This window comes from Microbacterium sp. (assembly GCF_031988965.1).
Taxonomy (GTDB): domain Bacteria; phylum Actinomycetota; class Actinomycetes; order Actinomycetales; family Microbacteriaceae; genus Microbacterium.
In genome coordinates, this window is sequence record NZ_DALZXX010000017.1 from 17,723 (window position 1) to 38,119 (window position 20,397).

The 20,397-nt window shown below is 68.9% G+C and carries 20 protein-coding genes; all 20 read right to left on the bottom strand.

Annotated features, from left to right (window positions below; genetic code table 11):
* Positions 1 to 59: 59 nt before the first annotated feature.
* Positions 60 to 1,580 carry a ribosome biogenesis GTPase Der gene (der, locus tag RTM68_RS06100; RefSeq protein WP_312169284.1) on the bottom strand — a complete coding sequence of 507 codons (1,521 nt, stop codon included), beginning with the start codon at positions 1,578 to 1,580 and terminating at the stop codon, positions 60 to 62.
* Entirely contained in the window at positions 1,573 to 2,289 is a 717-nt protein-coding gene (cmk, locus tag RTM68_RS06105; RefSeq protein WP_312169285.1) for a (d)CMP kinase, read from the bottom strand. The genes der and cmk overlap by 8 nt, the downstream gene beginning before the upstream one ends.
* The gene (locus tag RTM68_RS06110) at positions 2,282 to 3,433 is read right to left on the bottom strand and encodes a prephenate dehydrogenase (RefSeq protein ID WP_396654196.1); all 1,152 of its coding nucleotides are present in this window, start codon (positions 3,431 to 3,433) and stop codon (positions 2,282 to 2,284) included. Before RTM68_RS06110 ends, cmk begins: the two co-directional genes overlap by 8 nt.
* Complete coding sequence (locus RTM68_RS06115) at positions 3,430 to 4,233, bottom strand: pseudouridine synthase (protein ID WP_312169286.1); 804 nt, start codon at positions 4,231 to 4,233, stop codon at positions 3,430 to 3,432. Before RTM68_RS06115 ends, RTM68_RS06110 begins: the two co-directional genes overlap by 4 nt.
* Entirely contained in the window at positions 4,230 to 4,832 is a 603-nt protein-coding gene (scpB, locus tag RTM68_RS06120) for an SMC-Scp complex subunit ScpB (RefSeq protein WP_312169288.1), read from the bottom strand. Before scpB ends, RTM68_RS06115 begins: the two co-directional genes overlap by 4 nt.
* On the bottom strand, positions 4,822 to 5,667 hold the full coding sequence (locus RTM68_RS06125) for a ScpA family protein (RefSeq protein WP_312169290.1): 846 nt from the start codon (positions 5,665 to 5,667) through the stop codon (positions 4,822 to 4,824). The genes scpB and RTM68_RS06125 overlap by 11 nt, the downstream gene beginning before the upstream one ends.
* Positions 5,651 to 6,541: a ParA family protein gene (locus tag RTM68_RS06130; RefSeq protein ID WP_194765578.1), complete on the bottom strand. Its 891-nt coding sequence runs from the start codon at positions 6,539 to 6,541 to the stop codon at positions 5,651 to 5,653. The genes RTM68_RS06125 and RTM68_RS06130 overlap by 17 nt, the downstream gene beginning before the upstream one ends.
* Before the next feature lie 99 nt (positions 6,542 to 6,640).
* Positions 6,641 to 7,960, bottom strand: a complete 1,320-nt coding sequence (locus RTM68_RS06135; protein WP_396654198.1) for an ABC transporter permease — start codon at positions 7,958 to 7,960, stop codon at positions 6,641 to 6,643.
* Positions 7,960 to 8,682, bottom strand: a complete 723-nt coding sequence (locus tag RTM68_RS06140) for an ABC transporter ATP-binding protein (RefSeq protein WP_312169293.1) — start codon at positions 8,680 to 8,682, stop codon at positions 7,960 to 7,962. Before RTM68_RS06140 ends, RTM68_RS06135 begins: the two co-directional genes overlap by 1 nt.
* Positions 8,679 to 10,259, bottom strand: coding sequence for a hypothetical protein (locus RTM68_RS06145; RefSeq protein ID WP_312169294.1), 1,581 nt, complete (start codon positions 10,257 to 10,259; stop codon positions 8,679 to 8,681). The genes RTM68_RS06140 and RTM68_RS06145 overlap by 4 nt, the downstream gene beginning before the upstream one ends.
* Before the next feature lies 1 nt (position 10,260).
* Positions 10,261 to 11,256, bottom strand: a complete 996-nt coding sequence (locus RTM68_RS06150; RefSeq protein WP_312169295.1) for a hypothetical protein — start codon at positions 11,254 to 11,256, stop codon at positions 10,261 to 10,263.
* 137 nt (positions 11,257 to 11,393) lie between these two features.
* Positions 11,394 to 12,296 (bottom strand): site-specific tyrosine recombinase XerD, encoded by a 903-nt coding sequence (gene xerD / locus RTM68_RS06155; protein ID WP_312169297.1) that lies wholly within the window; start codon positions 12,294 to 12,296, stop codon positions 11,394 to 11,396.
* Position 12,297: 1 nt separating this feature from the next.
* On the bottom strand, positions 12,298 to 12,879 hold the full coding sequence (locus tag RTM68_RS06160; protein WP_312169299.1) for an NUDIX hydrolase: 582 nt from the start codon (positions 12,877 to 12,879) through the stop codon (positions 12,298 to 12,300).
* Positions 12,872 to 14,572 carry a CTP synthase gene (locus RTM68_RS06165; RefSeq protein ID WP_312169301.1) on the bottom strand — a complete coding sequence of 567 codons (1,701 nt, stop codon included), beginning with the start codon at positions 14,570 to 14,572 and terminating at the stop codon, positions 12,872 to 12,874. The genes RTM68_RS06160 and RTM68_RS06165 overlap by 8 nt, the downstream gene beginning before the upstream one ends.
* A 17-nt stretch (positions 14,573 to 14,589) precedes the next feature.
* Positions 14,590 to 16,281, bottom strand: coding sequence for a DNA repair protein RecN (gene recN / locus RTM68_RS06170; protein ID WP_312169303.1), 1,692 nt, complete (start codon positions 16,279 to 16,281; stop codon positions 14,590 to 14,592).
* The gene (locus tag RTM68_RS06175) at positions 16,278 to 17,192 is read right to left on the bottom strand and encodes an NAD kinase (protein WP_312169305.1); all 915 of its coding nucleotides are present in this window, start codon (positions 17,190 to 17,192) and stop codon (positions 16,278 to 16,280) included. The genes recN and RTM68_RS06175 overlap by 4 nt, the downstream gene beginning before the upstream one ends.
* The gene (locus RTM68_RS06180) at positions 17,189 to 17,986 is read right to left on the bottom strand and encodes a TlyA family RNA methyltransferase (RefSeq protein WP_312169307.1); all 798 of its coding nucleotides are present in this window, start codon (positions 17,984 to 17,986) and stop codon (positions 17,189 to 17,191) included. The genes RTM68_RS06175 and RTM68_RS06180 overlap by 4 nt, the downstream gene beginning before the upstream one ends.
* Positions 17,983 to 18,159, bottom strand: coding sequence for a hypothetical protein (locus RTM68_RS06185; protein ID WP_194765568.1), 177 nt, complete (start codon positions 18,157 to 18,159; stop codon positions 17,983 to 17,985). Before RTM68_RS06185 ends, RTM68_RS06180 begins: the two co-directional genes overlap by 4 nt.
* 64 nt (positions 18,160 to 18,223) lie before the next feature.
* Complete coding sequence (locus RTM68_RS06190) at positions 18,224 to 19,264, bottom strand: HAD-IIA family hydrolase (protein ID WP_312169308.1); 1,041 nt, start codon at positions 19,262 to 19,264, stop codon at positions 18,224 to 18,226.
* Positions 19,264 to 20,397: hypothetical protein (locus tag RTM68_RS06195; protein WP_312169309.1), on the bottom strand; the 1,134-nt coding region annotated here is incomplete at its 5' end. The genes RTM68_RS06195 and RTM68_RS06190, both read right to left, overlap by 1 nt.

The following is a 20,397-nucleotide window of genomic DNA, read 5'->3' on the forward strand; positions in this document are numbered from 1 at the left end:
TCGCAGTCACATGCGGGAACGCAGTGATGACGACGATCGGCGCCGGAAGCCTGTGCAGATCAGCGCTGGCGCTTCTCGCGCACGCGCATGTTGACGACGATCGGCGTCCCCTCGAACGAGTACAGCTCGCGCAGGCGACGCTGGATGAACCGGCGGTAGCCCGGGTCGAGGAAGCCGGTCGTGAAGAGAACGAACGTCGGCGGACGCGTCGACGCCTGCGTGCCGAACAGGATGCGCGGCTGCTTGCCTCCACGCAGCGGGTGCGGGTGCTCGGCGACGAGCTCGGCGAGGAAGGCGTTGAACTTGCCCGTGGGGATGCGGCGGTCCCAGCTCTCGAGCGCAGTCTCGAGCGCCGGCACGAGCTTGTCGAGGTGACGACCCGTCTTCGCCGAGATGTTCACGCGCGGGGCCCAGGCGACGTGCGCCAGGTCCTGCTCGATCTCGCGCTCGAGGTAGCGTCGGCGGTCGGCGTTCTCGAGGTCGTCGTCATTGAGACGGTCCCATTTGTTGAACGCCAGCACGAGAGCACGCCCGGACTCGAGCACCAGGTCGATGATGCGCACGTCCTGCTCGCTGATCGTCTCGGAGACGTCGAGCACGACGACGGCGACCTCGGCCTTCTCGAGGGCGGCCGATGTGCGCAGCGAGGCGTAGAAGTCCGCACCCTGCGCCATGTGCACGCGACGACGGATGCCGGCGGTGTCCACGAGCGTCCACAGCTTGCCGCCGAGCTCGACGATCTCGTCGACGGGGTCGCGCGTGGTTCCCGCGAGGTCGTTCACGACGACGCGCTCCTCACCGGCGGCCTTGTTGAGCAGCGACGACTTGCCGACGTTCGGACGGCCCAGAATGGCCACGCGACGCGGTCCGCCGATCTCGGCCTTCGCCACGGCAGAGACCTCGGGGAGCTTCGTCAGCACGGCGTCGAGCAGATCTGCGACACCACGGCCGTGGATCGCCGACACCGGATACGGCTCACCGAGACCGAGGTTCCACAGCGCGGCGGCCTCGGGCTCCTGGCGGCCGTCGTCGATCTTGTTCGCGACGAGGAAGACCGGCTTGCCGCTCTTGCGCAGCAGCTTCACGACGTGCTCATCGGTCGAGGTCGCCCCCACCATGGCGTCGACCACGAACAGCACGACATCGGAGAGATCGATCGCGACCTCGGCCTGGGCGGCGACCGAACGGTCGATGCCCTTCGCGTCGGGCTCCCATCCTCCGGTGTCGACCAGCGTGAAGCGACGGTCGGACCACTCGGCCTTGTACGTCACACGGTCACGCGTCACACCGGGAGTGTCCTCCACGACGGCTTCGCGGCGACCGAGGATGCGGTTGACGAGCGCGGACTTGCCCACGTTCGGTCGCCCGACGATCGCCACCACCGGCAGCGCCGGCATGAACTGGATGCCGTCCTCGCCCATCGTGATGCCGGCTAGAAGCGCGGCATCCTCGTCGTCGAGCTCGTAGTCGGCGAGACCCTGGCGCAGCGTCTCCGCGCGGGCCTCGGCGAGCTGCTCGTCGAGCGACTCCATCTTCTCGGCGAGCTGGTCGGGGCCGCCTTCGTATTCGTCGTCAGCCATGCTGTGCTCCTCGGAGTCGTTCGATCACCGTGAGCACGGCGTCGATGGTCTGGGGGAAATCGAGGTCGGTCGAGTCGACCACCTCGACGCCGTCTGCGGCATTCAGGAAATCGACGACGGCGCTGTCAGACGCGTCGCGCTTGTGCAGCGCCGCAGCCACCGCCTCGGCGTTCTCACCGGCGAGCTCTCCGGCTCGTCGGGCTGCGCGCACCTCGGGCGCTGCGGTCAGAAGGATCCGCACGGGGGCATCGGGAGCGACCACCGTGGTGATGTCACGTCCTTCGACGACCACCGCGGGGTACGGCGCCTCGGCGACGAGCGAACGGAAAAGGCGGTTGACCTGCTCACGGACCTCGGCGACGCGGGCGACGCCGCTCACCGCACCTGAGACGCGGGGTTCGCGTATCGCCTCCGTCACGTCGACGTCGCCGACTCGCACCGCGCGGTCGTCGGGGTCGAGCCCGAGGCTCACCGGGAAGTCGGATGCCGCGGCGAGCACCGCGTCCGCATCCGCCGTGTCGGCACCGCGGTCGAGCACGTGCCAGGCGAGAGCGCGGTACGCCGAGCCGGTGTCGAGGTACCCGAAGCCGAGGGCGCGAGCCACGGCCTTGGAGACGCTGGACTTGCCGGATCCGGCAGGGCCGTCGATCGCGATGAAGTCGGCGCCGGTCGCCACGCGCTGCTCCGCATTCGTCGAAAGATCAGTCATTGCTCGTACCTGCAATCCGCCAACCGCGTTCCTGAAGTCCTGTGATGGCGCCGTGCAGCGCGGCCGGGTCGACGCTGATCTCGGCCAGGCCGAACTGCGCGCCCGGCGAATGCTCGAGTCGCAGATCCTCGACATTCACACCGAGCTCGCCGAGCTCGCCGAACAGGCGACCCAGCTGACCCGCGGTGTCGTCCACCATGACGACGAGCGTCTCGAAGCGCTGATTCTGACCGTGCTTGCCGGGCAGACGCTCGACGCCGTCGTTGCCCTGGCGGATGGTCTCCGCGACGACGCGACGCGACCCCGGCGCGTCGGGTGCTCGAAGCGCATCCGACACCTGACGCAGGTCGTCTGCCAGCGCATCCAGGATCTCGACGACGGGTCGTGCGTTCGCTCCGAGGATCTGCACCCACAGTTCGGGGGCCGATGCGGCGATGCGCGTCGTGTCGCGCACGCCCTGCCCGGCCAGCCGCAGAGCGCCCTCATCGGCGCCGGCGAGACGGCCGGCCAGAAGGCTCGCGACGACCTGGGGCACGTGCGACGTCAGGGCGACCGAGCGATCGTGCTCTTCCGGAGTCATCTCCACCGGTGTGGCACCGACATCGAGGGCGAGCGACTCGACGAGCGCGAGATCTGCGGCCTTCGTATCGTGATCGCGGCACACGACCCACGGGCGTCCGATGAAGAGGTCAGCGCGCGCCGAGATCGCTCCCCCGCGCTCACGCCCTGCCAGCGGGTGCGAGCCGATGTAGCGCGTCAGATCGACGCCGCGACTCTGCAACTCGCGGAACGGCTCGAGCTTCACGCTCGCCACGTCGGTCACGACAGCATCCGGGTGTCGCTCGAGCTCGGCCTGGATGACGTCGGCCGTCACGTCCGGCGGAACGGCGACGACCACGAGCGCAGGCGCATCGTCATCGGCAACTGCCCGTCCCGCACCGTAGTCGATGGCGAGGCGGAGCTGCGCCGGCGACGTGTCGGAGAGAACGACGTCGATTCCCTTGGCCCGCAGGGCATGGCCGATGCTCGCCCCCAAGAGGCCTGCTCCGACGATGCGGACGGTACCCGAGAGGCGAGTCGCGACGCGAGGCGCGACGGAGCCCGAGGGCTGCACCCGTGCGGGCGCACTCGTCGTATCGGTCACTCGTTCTCCTGCTGCTCGCCTGGCGCCTCGGCGACACCGGAATCACGGCGCGCGAGAGTCAACAGCGCACCGAGTTCGATTTTACTCAGTTCGCGGGTCCGGCCCGCAGGGAGCGTTCCCAGGTGCAGGGGTCCGAACTGGCGCCGCACGAGTTCCGTCACGGGGTGCCCCACCGCCGCGAGCATGCGACGCACGATGCGGTTGCGTCCCGAGTGCAGCGTCAGCTCGACGAGGCTCGAGCCACGCGACGTGTCGAGCAGACGAGCCTTGTCCGCGGCGATCGGGCCGTCCTCGAGGTCGATGCCCTTCGTGAGCTTCGCGATGGTCTGAGCGGTCACCGCGCCTTCGACCTTGGCGATGTAGACCTTCGTGACCCCGAACGACGGGTGTGCCAATACGTGGGCGAGCGCGCCGTCGTTGGTCAGGATCAACAGCCCGCTCGTCTCGGCATCCAGCCGGCCGACGTTGTACAGACGCTCCTCGTAGTCCTCGGTGAAGCGCCTCAGATCGGGTCGGCCGCTCTCGTCGCGCATACTGCTCACGACGCCGGTGGGCTTGTTGAGCATCACGTAGCGCTTCGAGACGTCGAGCTGCACGGCGGTGCCGTCGACGTCGACGAGGTCGTTCTCGGGGTCGATACGCCGACCGAGCTCGGTCACGGTCTCGCCGTTGACGCGGATACGCCCCTCGACGATGTACTGCTCGACGACGCGGCGAGACGCCACGCCCGCCGCGGCGAGAACCTTCTGGAGGCGGACGCCCTCGGGCTGTGCCGCGTCAGCGGATACGGGAGAGGTCATCGGATGGTCCCTTCGTCGAAACCGTCTGCCCCGTCGTCGAGCAGCGGTGAGATCGGTGGCAGCTCATCGAGCGAGTTGATGCCGAGGTGCTGGAGCAGCGCGTCGGTGGTGCCGTAGTTGATCGCGCCCGTCTCCGCATCGGCGAAGAGCTCGGTGATGAGACCTCGAGCGAGCAGAGTACGAACCACCGAGTCGACGTTCACCGCGCGGATCGATGCGACCTGGCTGCGAGTCACGGGCTGCTTGTAGGCGATCACCGCGAGGGTCTCGAGCGCCGCCTGCGACAACCGCGCGGGGGCCTGCCCGCCGATGAAGTCGGCGACGAGGTCGTCGTGATCGTCCCGCACGTAGAGCCGCCAGCCACCGCCCACCTCTCGCAGCTCGAACCCACGACGCGGGCCGTGACCGCGTCCGTCGTAGTCGTCCACGAGAGTCTCGAGCGCCTGTCGCACGGCGGCGACCGGCGACCCCACGGCGGCGGCGAGGGCGACCAGCCCGATCGGCTCGTCGATGATCAGCAGGATCGCCTCGATCCGCTCTGCGAGCGGCGACTCGGCGAGCGGAGATTCTGTGAGCGGTGCCGTCATGTCATCGGTCATAGTCAGCCCCCAGGCTTGCGAGTGTCTCGTCCGACCAGGACTCGGCCGACCAGCGGAGGGTGAGCTCGCCGAGTGGCTCGAGCTGCTCGAATGAGAGCGCGGCGTGTCGGTACAGCTCGAGCACCGAGATGAAGCGGGCGACCACGATCCCCGGCTCCTGCACCCCGGCCACGAGCTCGCGGAAGCTCACCGTCTCGGCGCTGCGGAGAAGGGTGACGACGATCGCCGCCTGTTCGCGGATGCTGACGAGCGGCGCGTGCAGGTGATCGAGCCCGACGCGCGGGATCTCCTTCGGAGCGAACGCGAGCAGCGCCAGCGCCCCGAAGTCGTCGACGCTGAGCGTCCAGACCAGTTCAGGGGTCTTCGTGCGGTGCTTCTCATCGAGCCGCACCGCGCGGACGTGCCGCCGGCCCTCTCGGTGCAGGCACCGGGAGAACCACACCGAGACCTCCTTGAAGGCGCGGTACTGCAGCAGACGGGCGAACAGCAGATCACGGGCTTCGAGCAGCGCGACCGCCTCGGCATCCACCAGCTCGCCCTGCGGCAGCAGGCCGGCCACCTTCATGTCGAGCAGCGTCGCGGCGACGACGAGGAACTCCGATGCCTGGTCGAGCTCTTCGTCGTCGTCGAGCTCCTTCAGATAGGCGATGAACTCGTTCGTGACCGCGCTGAGGGAGACCTCGGTGATGTCCATCTCGTGCTTCGAGATGAGGTTCAGCAGCAGATCGAAGGGGCCGTCGAAGTTCGACAGGGAGACGCGGAAGCCAGAGTCCTCGGGCGCGGGATCGACGGCATCCGTCGTGTCGACAGAGCTCTCGTCAGGCGACGGCGCCACGGGCGACCAGCTCCCGCGCAAGCCGCAGATAGGCCTGCGCGGCGGCGTGTTCGGGAGCGAACTCGGTGATGGGCACACCCGACACCGACGCGTCGGGGAACTTCACGGTGCGGCCGATCACGGTCTCGAGGACGTCGTCTCCGAATGCCTCGACCACACGCTCGAGGACCTCGCGCGAATGCAGGGTGCGCGGGTCGTACATGGTCGCGAGCAGCCCGTCCATGGTGATCGACGGGTTCAGGCGATCGCGGACCTTGTCGATCGTCTCGATCAGCAGCGCGACACCGCGCAGCGCGAAGAACTCGCACTCGAGCGGGATGATCACACCGTGGGCCGCGGTGAGCGCGTTCACGGTGAGCAGTCCGAGCGACGGCTGGCAGTCGATGAGGATGACGTCGTACTCCCCCGCGACCTGGCGGAGCACCCGGGCGAGGATCGTCTCTCGTGCGACCTCGTTGACGAGGTGCACCTCGGCCGCGGACAGGTCGATGTTCGCGGGCATGACGTCGAGGCCTTCGACGTTCGACCGCACGATCGCGTCGTGGGCATCGCGCTTGGTGTCGAGCAGCAGGTCGTAGATCGTCGGCACGTCGTGCGTCTGGATCCCGAGACCGGCCGACAGCGCACCCTGCGGATCGAAGTCGACGGCGAGCACCTTGCGGCCGTACTCGGCGAGCGACGCCGCGAGGTTGATCGAGGTGGTCGTCTTTCCGACCCCACCCTTCTGATTGCACAGGGCGATGATGCGCGCAGGGCCGTGCGACGTCAGCGGTGCAGGGGTCGGGAACCCGTGATAGGGACGACCGGTCGGTCCGAGGGGCGTCTCGTCAGCCTTCTGTGACTTCGCCCTGGACTTCGCCGCTTTCTCAACCACCGATTCTCCTGCTCCTTCGTGCTTGATCGATTCTAGCGGCAGGGCTCCGTGCTGCGCCCCCGGCGCGCGGCGTGGCCGCTCAGGTGGAGGCCCGAGCGGTCACGCCCCGCGCAGAGGGGCGACCGGTTCGACGCGCGCGGCGCGGCGTGCCGGGTACCAGCCGGACCCCCAGCCGACGACCGCACCGAGAACCGCACCTGCGAGCGCGATCAGCGGATCCGTGACCGGCGTCCACCCCTGCACCACGGCGACCGCGATCACCGCGAACACCCCGAGTGCAGAGCCGATGAGTCCCCCGATGAAGCCGATCACGATCGACTCGACCATGAACTGGGCCCCGATCTGCCGGCGCGTCGCACCGAGCGCACGACGCAGTCCGATCTCGCCGATCCGTTCCATCACCGACAGCAGCGTGACGTTCGCGATGCCCAGACCGCCGGCCAGCAGGGCGATGACACCGAGGATCAGGAACACCACGTTCACGTCCGACTGCACGCTCTGGCTCAGGTCGGAGGCTCCCGACGGCGCCTTGGCCTCGAGGCTCTCGGGGTCATCGGGTTGCAGAGCGACGACCGCCTGCTTCGCGACCTGGGGTCCGGCTCCCACGGCGATCCGGATGTCGAGCTCTGAGGGCGCGAGCAGCCCGAAGTCGGCTCGCGCGGACCCGGTCGGGATGATCACGGCATCCTGCAGTTCGCTGCGACGCTCCATCCCGTCCACGATGCCGATCACCGCATAGGCGACTCCGCCGATGAAGACCGAGGGCTGGGAGTCGACCCGGTTGATGCCCATGCGCTCGGCTGCCCGCTTCCCGAGCACGGCGACTCTGTCGGCGCGCGAGTCGTGTCCGGCGTCGAAGAATCGACCGGTCACGAGGCCGCCCTCCGCGGTGTCGAGCAGATCGGGCGACGCCGAGAACAGCCGAGGCGATGCGACTGCCGCAGCCGAGGGGTCGTTCACCGGCACCGCCGTGATCGTCTCCCCCTCGGTGAGCTCGACCTCGCCGAGCAGCGTCGCGCTCTCGACTCCCGCGAGGTAGGTCACACGATCGGGCGAGTCCCACGGCAGCCGCCCCGCGGCGACACTCTGATTCTGGGAACCCGACTGCGCCTTCGCTGCGGTCACCACGACCCTCGTCGCCGCCGCTCCGTCGAACTGGCTCGCGATCTGCGCGGCCGCCGTCTGCGCGAAGCCGATCGTCGCCACGAGCGAGGCGATGCCGAGCACAGTGCCGAGGATCGTCATGACCAGCCGTGCCGGGCGCGAGCCGATGTCGGACGTCGCCTCGGCGACGAGGTCCTGGAACGTGAACCGATCGGCGTGCGCGATCGCCGGCACGAGCGGAGTGCCCGCGGCATCGCTCGTCGCGACCTGAGCATCGTCGCCGTCCTTCCGGCGCGTACGCCGGAGCCGGCCGATCACAGCTCGCTCAATCGGCCGTCGGAGATGCGGATGCACCGCCGCGCGCGACGAGCGACGCCGTCATCGTGGGTGATGACGATGAGGGTGAGTCCGTCTTCGTTCAGCTCCTCGAACAGCGACATGACCTCGCCCGAGGTGCGCTGATCGAGGTTTCCGGTCGGCTCGTCCGCGAGCAGCAACCGGGGTCCGCTCACCACGGCACGGGCGACCGCAACTCGCTGTCTTTCGCCGCCCGAGAGCGAGTTCGGGAAGAAGTCGATCCGGTGCCCGAGGCCCACCCGCGTCAGGGCTTCGCGTGCGCGCTCTTCACGCTCGCGCCGCGGTACACCGCTGTACAGCATCGGCAGCAGCACGTTGTCGAGCACGGTGCGTCGCGGCAGCAGATGGAACGACTGGAACACGAATCCGATGAATCGCGCTCGAACAGCGGCGCGCTCGTCGTCCGTGAGGTCGCCCGTGAGCGACCCCGACAGGCGGTACTCGCCCACGCTCGGACGATCGAGGAGCCCGAGGATGTTGAGCATCGTCGACTTGCCCGAGCCGCTGGGACCGACGATCGAGATGTAATCGCCCGGCGCCACCGCGAGGGTGGCCGCCTTGAGCGCCTGGACCTCGGGCGGCCCCGGGAACGATCGCGTCACGTCACGAAGTTCGACGAGCGGCACGACAGGATCGACGTCGGATGCGGCGGGCAGGATCGACGTCTGCGCGTCGGTCACTTGCCCACCACCACGAGATCGCCTTCGTCGAGTTCGCCCTCGACGGGAGTGACCTCCACCGCGCCCTTGGCGGCGAGCCCTGTCTCGACGACGACCAGTCGCGTCTTCGCATCCTCACCCTCGCGGGGATCCGACTCGACGACCTCGATGCGCGATTCGCCTCCGGGTCCGGCGGTGAGCGCAGCGAGCGGCACCGAGAGAACGTCGCCCTCGGTCGCGCCGACCGCGATGCGCACCCGCACGTTGCTCCCCTGCAACTGAGAGATCTGCTCCGCGGTCAGAGGGTCCGGCTCGAAGAGAACCTCCCAGCGCGCCTTGGCGTCCTTCCCCGGCTTCAGCTCGGAGACGACCGCGCGGTGCTCGGTGCCGTCGGGGAGCTCGAAGACTCCCTCGGCACCGACCTCGAGCAGTCGCGCGTCGGCCTCGGCTGCCGCGCCCGTGAGGCGCACCGTCGCTCCGGATACCGTCATGACGGCGCCCGAGATGGCGCTGCCGCGCTTCACGTTCACGGCATCGACGCGTCGTGGCAACTCCGTGAGGAACAGCACCTCGCTCGAGGGCAAGTACGGAAGGACGCTCTCGCGCGCACTCGCGAGCGATTCCTCGGCCGCTCCGACCTGCTGACGCGCAGCATCGAGAGCTGCTCTCTCCGCTCCGGTGTCCTTCCCGGCCCACAGCTGGTCGCGTTCGAGGCGAGCCGTCTGCAGATCCCATTCCGCCTGCTGGACGTTCGTCCCCTCGGCGCCGTTCTTCGCGTCCGCGAGCGCCTGCTCCGCCTGCGCCACGCGGACGTCGGCCTGCCAGATCTCGAGGCTAGACGGACCGGCTCCCGCAGCCGCGAGCGCCTGCTCCGCCTGAGCGACCCCGCTCTGAGCAGCGCGGACGCCCTCCTCTGCGGCGCGAACCGTGTCGTCGGCCCCCTCCTCGGGCGACGGCAGGGGGTATCCCGCCTGGGCGTACAGCTGACCGACCGCGTTCGCCGTCGTCTGGTCGAACAGGTTCGACGACACATCACCGGCATCGATACCGATACTCACGAGCGCCTGCTTCAACTGGATGACATCGGGGCCGGAGACTCCGACGCGCAGCGTCCGGTAGGCCGGAAGCTCGCCCGGCAGCACGATCACGGGTCGACCTTCGACCTCGAGCGCGATCGACAGCGGGTTGAGCGTGGCTCCCACCTCCGGCACGGATCCGGTCACGACGCTGCCGCCGCCTGTGGTGTCGATCGTCACCTCGACGGCATCCGCGTATCCGACGTCGGCGCGGAGGGTCACATCGTTGCTGAGCGCCCCGAACTCGACCGGCACGGTGACGAGACCGGGGTCGGGCGTCTCACTCGCGTCGGCCGGGGAGATCAGGAAGCGACCCACCAGAAGGCCGGCGACCAGGCTGACGACGGCGCAGGCCGCCACGATCCACAGCGTCCGGTTGCCGCGGAGTATCCGTCGCCACCCGCTCACACGGGAGGTGTCGACGTCGTCGGTCTGCGCCGCCTCTTCCAGCGCGACGTCGGGGGTCTGCTCGGGAAGGAGCTCGGCGGGAAGTTCAGTCGTCGGTGTCTCGTCGTCCTTCATGTCAGCTGTTCTGCTCGGCCGCAGCCTTGAAGGCCTCGAGGTCCGCCTTGTTCTCGGCGATGAACTTCTCCTCGATCGCGAACTGGATCTCGAGCGACTTCTTCATGTAGGAGAGCGACGTGCGGCATTCGAGGTCGGCCAACGCGAGCTCGATCTCCCGCTCGCCGAGCTCCTTCATCTCCGGCGACTCGGACGGGTCCACGAAGTCGGGCGACTCGACGTCGACCTCGGTCGTGCCGTCGCCGTATGCCGCGTCGAAGAGAGCGCTCTGCTCGTCGGAGATCGACTGCTGCGATTCCATCGGAGACCCGAACCCGGGCTCGCCGGCGTCATCCATGCATGCGGCCCACTCGGCGTTGAGGTCGTTGAGCTCCGGCGATTCCTGCGCCTCGGTGAACACGGCGTTCATCTTGTCGCGCAGGTCTGCGAACTCGTCGGACTGCCACGGGTCCTCACCCTCGAGCTCGTGCTGAGCCCACCCCTGGCACCCGGCATCCTCCCAGTTGTACTCGTAGCTCCCGTCCTCGGCGAGCTCCTCCTCCTCGGGTGGCACGCCGTAGGCGGTCTCGTAGTACGCGGTCTGCTCCGACTCGGAGAGAGACTGCACGTACTCCGAGTTCGGGTCGACGTACTCCTCCGAACCACCCTCCTGCATGACCTCGTTGTACGGGTTGTTCACGATCCCGTATCCGTACTTCTCGACCCAGTCCTTCTTCTCAGGCTCCCACTCGACCTCATCGTCGGAGAAGACCATTCCACCGTTCTGAGTGTTCGGCGTGTACTCGAAGCCCTCTTCGGCCATGCACTCGGCCATCAGCTCCTCGGTCTGCAGCTGCTGCTCCTCCGGAGACAGGTCCCCGCCGTACGCGGCGGACAGGTACTCGCTCAGCGGCGAGTCCTCGTAGGTGAGCTCGCCGTCGGTCGCGCCGGAGCACCCGGCGAGGGTGAACACCAGAGCGGTTGCAGCGAGCGCGGCAAGAGGACCGGTGGTACGCATGTCTTACTCCATTCATCGCCGACGCACAGAGATCGGCGGTCCCGAGTAACACTAGGGGGAGAGCATCGATCGCCGCGTCCCCCAAATGGCGGACGAAGATACCTCCGAAGGATGACGTCGCGGGGTCTCGGACGCCGCTATCGCGCCCGCGGATGCGAGGTCGCGTAGACGTCGCGGAGCGTGTCGACGGAGACGTGCGTGTAGATCTGGGTGGTCGCGACGGAGGCATGGCCGAGCAGCTCCTGCACCACACGCACATCGGCGCCGCCCTGCAGCAGATGGGTCGCGAAGGAATGCCGGAGCGTGTGCGGCGACACCTCGGCCGTGATCTGCGCACGTTCGGCGGCTGCACGGATCACGAGCCACGCACTCTGCCGCGACAGCGGTGCACCCCGTGCGCCCAGGAACAAGCGCGCCGAGGCCCGCCCCGACGCCGCGAGCTGGGGGCGCACCCGCGTCAGATACGCGTCGACCGCGCTGCGGGCGTAGGAGCCCACCGGGACGATCCGCTCCTTCGATCCTTTGCCGCGCAGTCGAAGGACGTCACCGTGAGCCAGATCGTCGACGTCGAGCCCCACGGCTTCGGAGACCCGGGCACCCGTCGCATAGAGCAGCTCGAGCAGCGCGCGATCCCGGATGCCGATGGGCTCCTCGGCAGAGGGGGCGTTCAGCAGGCGTTCGACCTGATCGATCGTGAGGGCCTTCGGCAGGCGGCGCGGTGCCTTGGGCGGACGCAGGCGTCCGCTCGGGTCGTCGGCCTCGACGCCCTCACGTGCCAGGAATCTGTGCCAGCCGCGTACCGAGGATTGCAGCCGCGCGAGACTCGTCGCCGCCGGTGCCGGATCACCGGCCGACCTCTCGGCGATGAAGTCGCCGACCACGGCCGGAGTGATCTCCCCGGTGTCGGTGACCCCCGATGCCTGCAGCCAGTCGAGGTACCCGCCGAGGTCGCGCCGGTATGCCGCGATGGTGTGCTCGCTGAGCCCGCGCTCGATCGTGACGTGGCGCAGGTAGGTGTCCAGCGCACGATCGAGCTGCACGTCAGCTCCGGTCGCGCAGTCGCTGCGCGGTCGCCAGCACCCCGATCGTCAGGATGCCGTTGCGCATGCGTCCGTCGAGCACCGCGTCCACGGCCTCGCCGAGCGGCACCCACTCGACGCGGATGTCGGCCTCTTCGTCTTCGCGCTCATGAGCGGCCGGAGCCGATGAGATGCCGGTCGCGAGGAAGAGGTGGATCACCTCGTCGTTCCCGCCCGGGGTGGTCCACGACGAGACGAGCGGTTCCCAGCGATCGGCGACCAGGTCGGCCTCCTCCGCGAGTTCGCGCTTGGCTGCCTCGAGGGGCTCCTCACCCGCGATGTCGAGCAGCCCGGCGGGGAGCTCCCAATCACGATGACGGATCGGATGCCGGTACTGCTGGATCAGCAGCACCCTGTCCTCGTCGTCGAGAGCGAGGATCGCCACCGCGCCGGTGTGCTCCACGTACTGCCGACGGATCTCACCCTCGCCGTAGCGGACGAGGTCGTCGCGCACGTTCCACACCGCACCCTGGTAGGCGAGGTCGCTCCGGAGCACCTCCGGAGCGAAGGGCTCGTCACGCAGGTGCTCGATCGACTCAGGCATCGGCAGCGTCGACATCGAACAGCTCGCTCGACCGGTGACGCTCGATCGCCGCGCCCACCAGTCCGCGGAACAGCGGGTGCGGGTCGGTCGGACGCGAGCGCAGCTCGGGGTGCGCCTGGGTGGCGATGTAGTACGGGTGCACATCGCGGGGCAGCTCCACGAACTCGACCAGGTCGAGGTCGGGGTTCAAGCCCGAGAACACCAGTCCGGCCTCGGCCAGACGCGTGCGGTACGCGTTGTTGACCTCGTAGCGGTGGCGGTGGCGCTCGGATGCCTCGGGCGCGCCGTACAGCTCACGCGCCAGCGAGCCCTCGGCGAGAGCCGCCTGGTAGAGGCCGAGGCGCATGGTACCGCCCAGGTCTCCCCCGTCGAGGATCTCGATCTGCTCGGCCATGGTCGCGATCACGGGGGCTGCGGTCTCGGGGTCGAACTCGCTCGACGAGGCGCCCTCGATCCCGGCGACGTCGCGGGCGTACTCGATGACCATGCACTGCAGGCCCAGGCAGAGACCCAGGGTCGGGATTCCCTGCTCACGGGCGAACTTCAGCGCGCCGAGCTTGCCCTCGATGCCGCGGATGCCGAAGCCTCCGGGAACGCAGATGCCGTCGAGCGCGCCCAGCTGCTCCTTCGCGCCCTCGGGCGTCTCGCACAGGTCGGACGGGATCCAGCGGATGTTGACCTTGGTCTCCTGCGCGAAGCCACCCGCCTTGAGCGCTTCGGTCACCGAGAGGTACGCGTCGGGCAGGTCGATGTACTTTCCGACCAGGCCGATCGTCACCTCGTGCTTGGGGTTGTGCACCGCATGCAGCACCTTGCTCCAGCGCGACCAGTCGACATCGGCTGCGGCCTTCTGATCGAGACCCAGGCGGCGGACGATGTACGAGTCGAGGCCCTGGTCGTTGAGCGTCGACGGGATGTCGTAGATGCTCGGCAGGTCGACCGTGTTGATGACGCCCTCGGCGTCGACGTCGCACATGAGCGCGATCTTGTTGCGGTTGCTCTCGCTGACCGGACGATCGCTGCGGAGCACGAGTGCGTCCGGCTGGATTCCGACCTGGCGGAGGGCAGCGACCGAGTGCTGGGTGGGCTTGGTCTTCTGCTCACCGGATGCGCCCATGAAGGGCACGAGGGAGACATGCACGAAGAACACGCTGTCGCGGCCGAGCTCATGGCGCAGCTGACGTGCGGACTCGAGGAACGGCTGCGATTCGATGTCGCCGACGGTGCCGCCGACCTCGGTGATGATGACATCGGGACGCGGGTCCTCGGTCGCCTGCAGACGCATGCGGCGCTTGATCTCGTCGGTGATGTGCGGGATCACCTGCACCGTGTCGCCGAGGTACTCGCCGCGGCGTTCGCGGGCGATGACCTGCGAGTAGATCTGGCCGGTCGTGACGTTCGCGGCCTCCGACAGGTTGATGTCGAGGAAGCGCTCGTAGTGGCCGATGTCGAGATCGGTCTCTGCACCGTCGTCCGTGACGAACACCTCGCCGTGCTGGAAGGGGTTCATGGTGCCGGGATCGACGTTCAGATACGGGTCGAGCTTCTGCATCACGACGCGGAGTCCGCGGGCGGTGAGGAGGTTACCCAGGCTCGCGGCGGTGAGCCCCTTGCCCAAAGACGAAACGACACCACCAGTCACGAAGATGTGCTTGGTCGTGTCGTTCTTGGGCCCCGCAGAAGAAGAGTTCATCACGGGCTTCGATCCTATCAGGCGGTGGAGGTGCCGAGGCTGAGAAGTTCTCGGGCATGGGTGAGTGCTGCGTCGGAATCGGTCAGACCGGAGAGCAGCCGCGCCATCTCGGCTTCGCGTTCGGTCCCCTCGAGACGGCGCACACTCGAGGCGGTGACTGCGCCGTCGTTGGACTTGACGACCGAGAGGTGGTTGCCGGCGAACGCCGCCACCTGAGCGAGATGCGTCACGGCGATGACCTGCGACGTCTCTGCGAGTCGGGCGAGTCGGCGCCCGACCTCGATCGCCGCGGCGCCGCCGATGCCGGCATCGACCTCGTCGAACACGAAGGTGGGCACGGGATCCGTCCCGGCGATGACGACCTCGATCGCGAGCATCACCCGGGAGAGCTCTCCCCCGGATGCGCCCTTGGCCACCGAGCGCGGCTCCGCACCGGGGTGCGGTGCGAGGAGGATCGAGACGTCGTCGCGACCGTGGGTGGTCTCGGCGCCCGGAGCCACCGCGACCTCGAGGCGGGCATCCGGCATGGCGAGGGCGTGGAGTTCGTCGCTCACGGCAGCGCCGAGCCTCGCGGCGGCCGAGGTTCGCGCGGCTGTCAGAGTCTCCGCCTTCAGATCGAGGTCCGCGCGGGCGGCATCCCGCTCGGCCTGCAGTCGCTCGATTCGTTCCCCGTCGTCATCGAGCTCGGCGAGTCGGGCGGAGCCGCTCTGCCAGAGTTCCAGGGCTTCCTCGAGCGAGCCGTGCGCGCGGATCAGCACACCGAGCGCAGCGCGGCGCTCCTCGACGGCTGCGAGCTCATGCGGGCCGGTCTCATCGAGGTCGGCGAGGTACGCGGAGAGCTGGCCTGCGAGGTCGGTGACGCGGTAGCCGATATCGGCGAGGGCCTCTGCGATGTCGGTGAGCGTGGCGTCCGAGGCGCGTTCGAGCACCCGCCGAGCCTCGGCCAGCAACGCCGTGACGTCGGGTTCCCCCTCTTCGTTCGAGAGAGCACCGTGCGCCTGCGAGGCGGCGATCCGAAGCTCCTCGGCATTCGCGAGACGTTCGGCTCGGGCACCGAGCTCGGCATCCTCTCCCGGCTCGGGAGCAGTGGCCTCGATGAGCGCGAGCGCATCGCGCAGACGGCCCGCCTCTTCGGCCCTGCGGTCGCGGTTCTCAGTGATGTCGGTGATCTCGGCGTCGAGGTCACGCCACGTGCTGTACGCCCGCGTGTAGGCCTCGAGTGCGGTCGCGATCCGAGCGCCTCCGAATCGGTCGAGCGCGTCGCGCTGCGCGGACGAGGACTTCAGCCGCAGCTGCTCCGACTGTCCGTGCACGACGACGAGTTCCTCCGCGAGTGCTGAGAGCACCCCCGCAGGCGCCGCCCGTCCGCCCACGCTGGCCCTGCTGCGCCCCTCGGCGTTGAGCGTGCGCGAGACGTAGAGTTCTGCAAGCCCTGCACCGGCCGGTTCCAGCTCTCCACCGGCTTCCGTCACGATGTCGGCGACGTCGCCGGACTCCGGTACGACCCACACGCCGGCCACCGAGGCCTGCGACGACCCCGCACGCACGGCGCCGGAGTCGGCGCGCTGGCCCAGCAGCAGACCGAGTCCGGTGACGACCATGGTCTTTCCCGCGCCGGTCTCGCCGGTGATCGCGGTGAATCCTGCTCCGAGGGGCAGCACGGCATCGGCGATGACGCCGAGCCCCTGCATCCGCATCTCCTCGATCATGCCGTCACCCCCTGCCCTCGCCAGCCGGCGACCGGCAGCTGGAACTTGCGCACCAGGCGGTCGGTGAACTCGGTCGGATGCAGGCGCGCGAGCCGCACGGGCCGGGACGACCGCCTCACCACCACGCGTGCTCCGGGCGGCAGGTCGTGGGAACGCCGGCCATCGCACCACAGGATGCCGGAACCCGACGTGCCCTCGAGCATCTCGATCGCCACCGCCGCATCCGGACTGACGACGAGAGGCTTCGCGAAGAGCGCATGCGCCGACAGCGGGACGACGGCGATGGCCTCGACGCTCGGCCAGATGACGGGCCCGCCCGCCGAGAAGTTGTAGGCGGTCGACCCGGTCGGGGTCGACACCACCATGCCGTCGCAGCCGAAGCTCGACAGCGGACGCCCGTCGATCTCGAGCACGACCTCGATCATGCGCTCACGGCTGGCCTTCTCGACCGTGGCCTCGTTCAGTGCGAAGGTCTCGTACACGACGGCCCCGTCGACGTCCTTGACACGGATCGAGAGGGCCAGCCGTTCCTCGACCTCGTAGTCGCGGGCGATCACCCGTCGAACCGCATCGTCCATGTCATCGCGATCGATCTCCGCCAGGAATCCCACATGCCCCATGTTGATCCCGAGAACGGGCGCGGCACAGCCGCGGACGAGCTCCGCGGCACGGAGGATCGTCCCGTCGCCGCCGAGGACGATGGCGAGTTCGAGATCTTCCTGCCGCACGGTCTCGCCGAGCACGTCGACATCGGCGAAATGCTGGTCGACTGCACAGAGATCGGCGCTGTCGTCAGCGGCGAGCACCGGACGCGCACCCGCTCCACGCAGAGCGTCGGTCACCCACCGCGCGGCGGCCACCGTATCGGCGCGGCCCGCATGGGCGACGACCAGGATGTTGCGCTCGTTCATCGTCCCCCTGTCACTGCGTTGATGCGATCCGACCATTGTGACGGATCGCTGCCCCGGCCCGGCGCGAGGTGCACCAGGTACTCCGCGTTGCCGTGCGTGCCGAGGATCGGAGAGGGCAGGATGCCGAGCATCCCGAGGCCCACGTCCCATGCGCTCCAGACGGTGCGCGCCACGGCGTCCGATCGCGTCGCGGGGTCGGTCACGAGCCCGCCGCGAACTGCTGTGCGTCCGACCTCGAACTGCGGTTTGACGAGCAGGACGATGTCAGCTCCTGCGGGGACCACGGCCGCGACGGCCGGAAGCACGAGTTCGAGCGAGATGAACGAGAGATCGCCCACCACCAGGTCAGGTGGCGCGGCTTCGCCCGTCGCCGCTGCGAGGTTCTCGGGCGTCATGTACCGGACGTTGTAGCCCTCGACGCTCACGACACCGGGGTCGTCGGCGACGGAGGCGGCGAGCTGATCGTGCCCCACGTCGACCGCCAGGACTCTGCGGGCGCCGCGCTCGCGCAGCACCTGGCTGAAGCCGCCGGTCGACGCACCCATGTCGAGGGCGAGCCGCCCGTCGACCACGATGCCGAACTCGTCGAGTCCGGCGATGAGCTTGTGCGCCGCACGGCCAACATAGTGGTCGGCGCCGGCGACCGTGATCTCCGACGACTCGGCGACCGACGTCGACGGCTTCACGACGGGGCGGCCATCGACGCTCACGACGCCGTCTGCGATGAGGGAGGCGGCGTGCGTGCGCGAGCGAGCGAGTCCTCGAGCGGCGAGGGCGGCGTCGAGTCGCGTCATCGGGCGCCCGGCGCGTCGCGCTGGTCGATCCTGGCGCCGCTGTCGAGCCTGCGTGACAGCTCGTCGTGCAATCCGGAGTACGCGTCTGCGCGGGCAGCGAGCGGCTGACCCTCGATCAGGCGCAGGCGACTCCACAGACCATCGGTCGGTGCGTTCGTCGTCTCTTCGCTCACGCTTCTACTGTACGCGGCGGCGACGACACGTCGGCGAAGCCACGTCGGCGTTCAGGCGCGGATCTCAGGGCCGATGGAACGGGTCCTCATAGAGTCGCTCCGGCACGCGCAGCACGAACACCGGCGTGCCCGAGGCCCAGATCGCGGCCGCGCCGGCGCGCAGCAGATCGATCTGCGAGTCGCCCTCGGCGATGATCTCGACGTCGGCGCCCACGACACGCACCGATGCCCCGTTGACCGAGTGGACGCCGTCCTTCACCGTCGTCTGCGGATACGGCTGGTGCAGCTCCCGGAGATCGCTGAGGATGTAGGTCGGGCGCGATCCCTCGGGAGCAGCGAGAACGTGCTTCGGTCGATCGATTCCCGTGAGCACCAGGGCCGAGTCGATGCCCGCGCGTACGGCGCCGAGGATGTCGGTGTCCAGACGGTCGCCGATGAACAGCGGCTTCGTCGCAGCGAACCGCTCGGTCGCCTCTTCGAAGATCGGCACCTCGGGCTTGCCTGCGACGGTCGCGAGGCGGCCGATGGCGGTGTGCACAGCGGACACGAGCGTGCCGTTTCCCGGTGCGACTCCGCGCTCACGCGGGATCGTCCAGTCGGTGTTCGTGGCGATCCAGGGGATGCCCCCCTCGTCCTCGGGCACCTTCAGAGCGAAGGCGGCCTCGGCGAGATCGGTCCACGCCACCTCAGGGGCGAAGCCCTGCACCACGGCATCGGGAGCATCCTCGGCGCTGCGCGTGACGGTGTATCCGGCCTTCTCCGCCTCGTCCACCAGGCCGGCTCCGCCGACGATCAGCAACGTCGCCGGCGGCGGGACGATCCCCGCCAGCAGGCGCATCGCTGCCTGAGGACTGGTGATCACGTCCGCCGGAGCGACGTCGAGACCGAGACTCGTGAGATGCTCGGCCACCGATGCATCGGTGCGCGACGCATTGTTCGTGATGTAGCCGAGGCGTGCGGATGTCGCTGCCTCGTTCAGACTCTCGACCGCATGGGGAAGAGCGCCGGGGCCGGCGTACACGACGCCGTCGAGATCGGCCAGCACCGCGTCGACGCCGTCCAGCGGGGTCCGCGAGGTGACCGGCTTCTTCGAGAACAGCCCCACTACGCCTCCTCGGACGTGCCAGAGGCAGCGGGCTTCTCTCCGGGGTCATCCCGCTCATCGTCAGACTCGGCGATGTCCTCGCCGAGAAGCTCGCGTACCTCGTCATCGATCGACGGCTCGGGCTGCGGGTCAGTATCGCTCTCGGTTCCGGCGTCAGCCTCAGGAACGGCGTCAGCCTCAGGAGCGGCGTCGGCCTCAGGAGCGGCGTCGGCCTCAGCGAGGTCGACGATGTCGTCATCCTCGAAGTCGCCCTCGATCAGGCCGTCTTCGATGAGGATCTCTTCGTCGCCGGCCTCGTCGACACCCAGCGCCTCTGCGGCGACGTCGGCGCGGTGCGCCCAGAACTCGGCTTCCTCGGTGCGTCCGAGATCCTCGAGGACCGCTGCGCGCGCGGAGAAGAGCATGGGGCTCCACTCGAAGGCACGATCCGGGTCGAGCTCGGGGATCTCGAGCTCACCGAGCGCGAGTTCGAGGTCGCCCTGATCGAGGCGCGCACCGGACATCGCGATGGCCAGCGAGACGCGGACCGGAGTGGTCAGCGCGGTCCGGTCGACCGCACGCCCGGTCTCGAGAGCACGGTCCGGACGACCGATGCCACGCTCACTGTCGACCATCAGCGCGATCTGGTCGTCCTTGCCGGAGATACGACGGTAGGTGCGCAGTTCACGGAGCGCCAGCGCGAAGTCCTCTGTGGCGTATGCGGTGATACCGAGCGTCTCGCGCACGATCGCGATGCGTCCGGCACGACGGGATGCCGCGAGTGCGTGCTCGTGAGCGAGCGCGGGGTCCTCATCGATCAGACGTGATGCCATCGCAAGGTGACGAGCGACGAGATCGGCGTTCTCCTTGCTCAGGGTCTTGAGCTCATTACGAGCTGAGGTGTGCAGATCGCGCGCGGTGACGTCGTCCGGGATGTGCGGGTCATTGAAGCGCGGACGGTCTCCCGAGGCCTGCACCGGACGCTCACGACCCGCTCCCCCGCGCTGCGGGTACGAGCGCGAAGAGTCACGATCCTCGCGGGGCGCGCGGTCATCGCGGTTGTACCCGCCGGAGCGAGGTGCGCCACCGTCGCGGTTGTCGCGGTTGTAGCCACCCGAACGCGGTGCCCCGCCGTCACGGTTGTCACGGTTGTA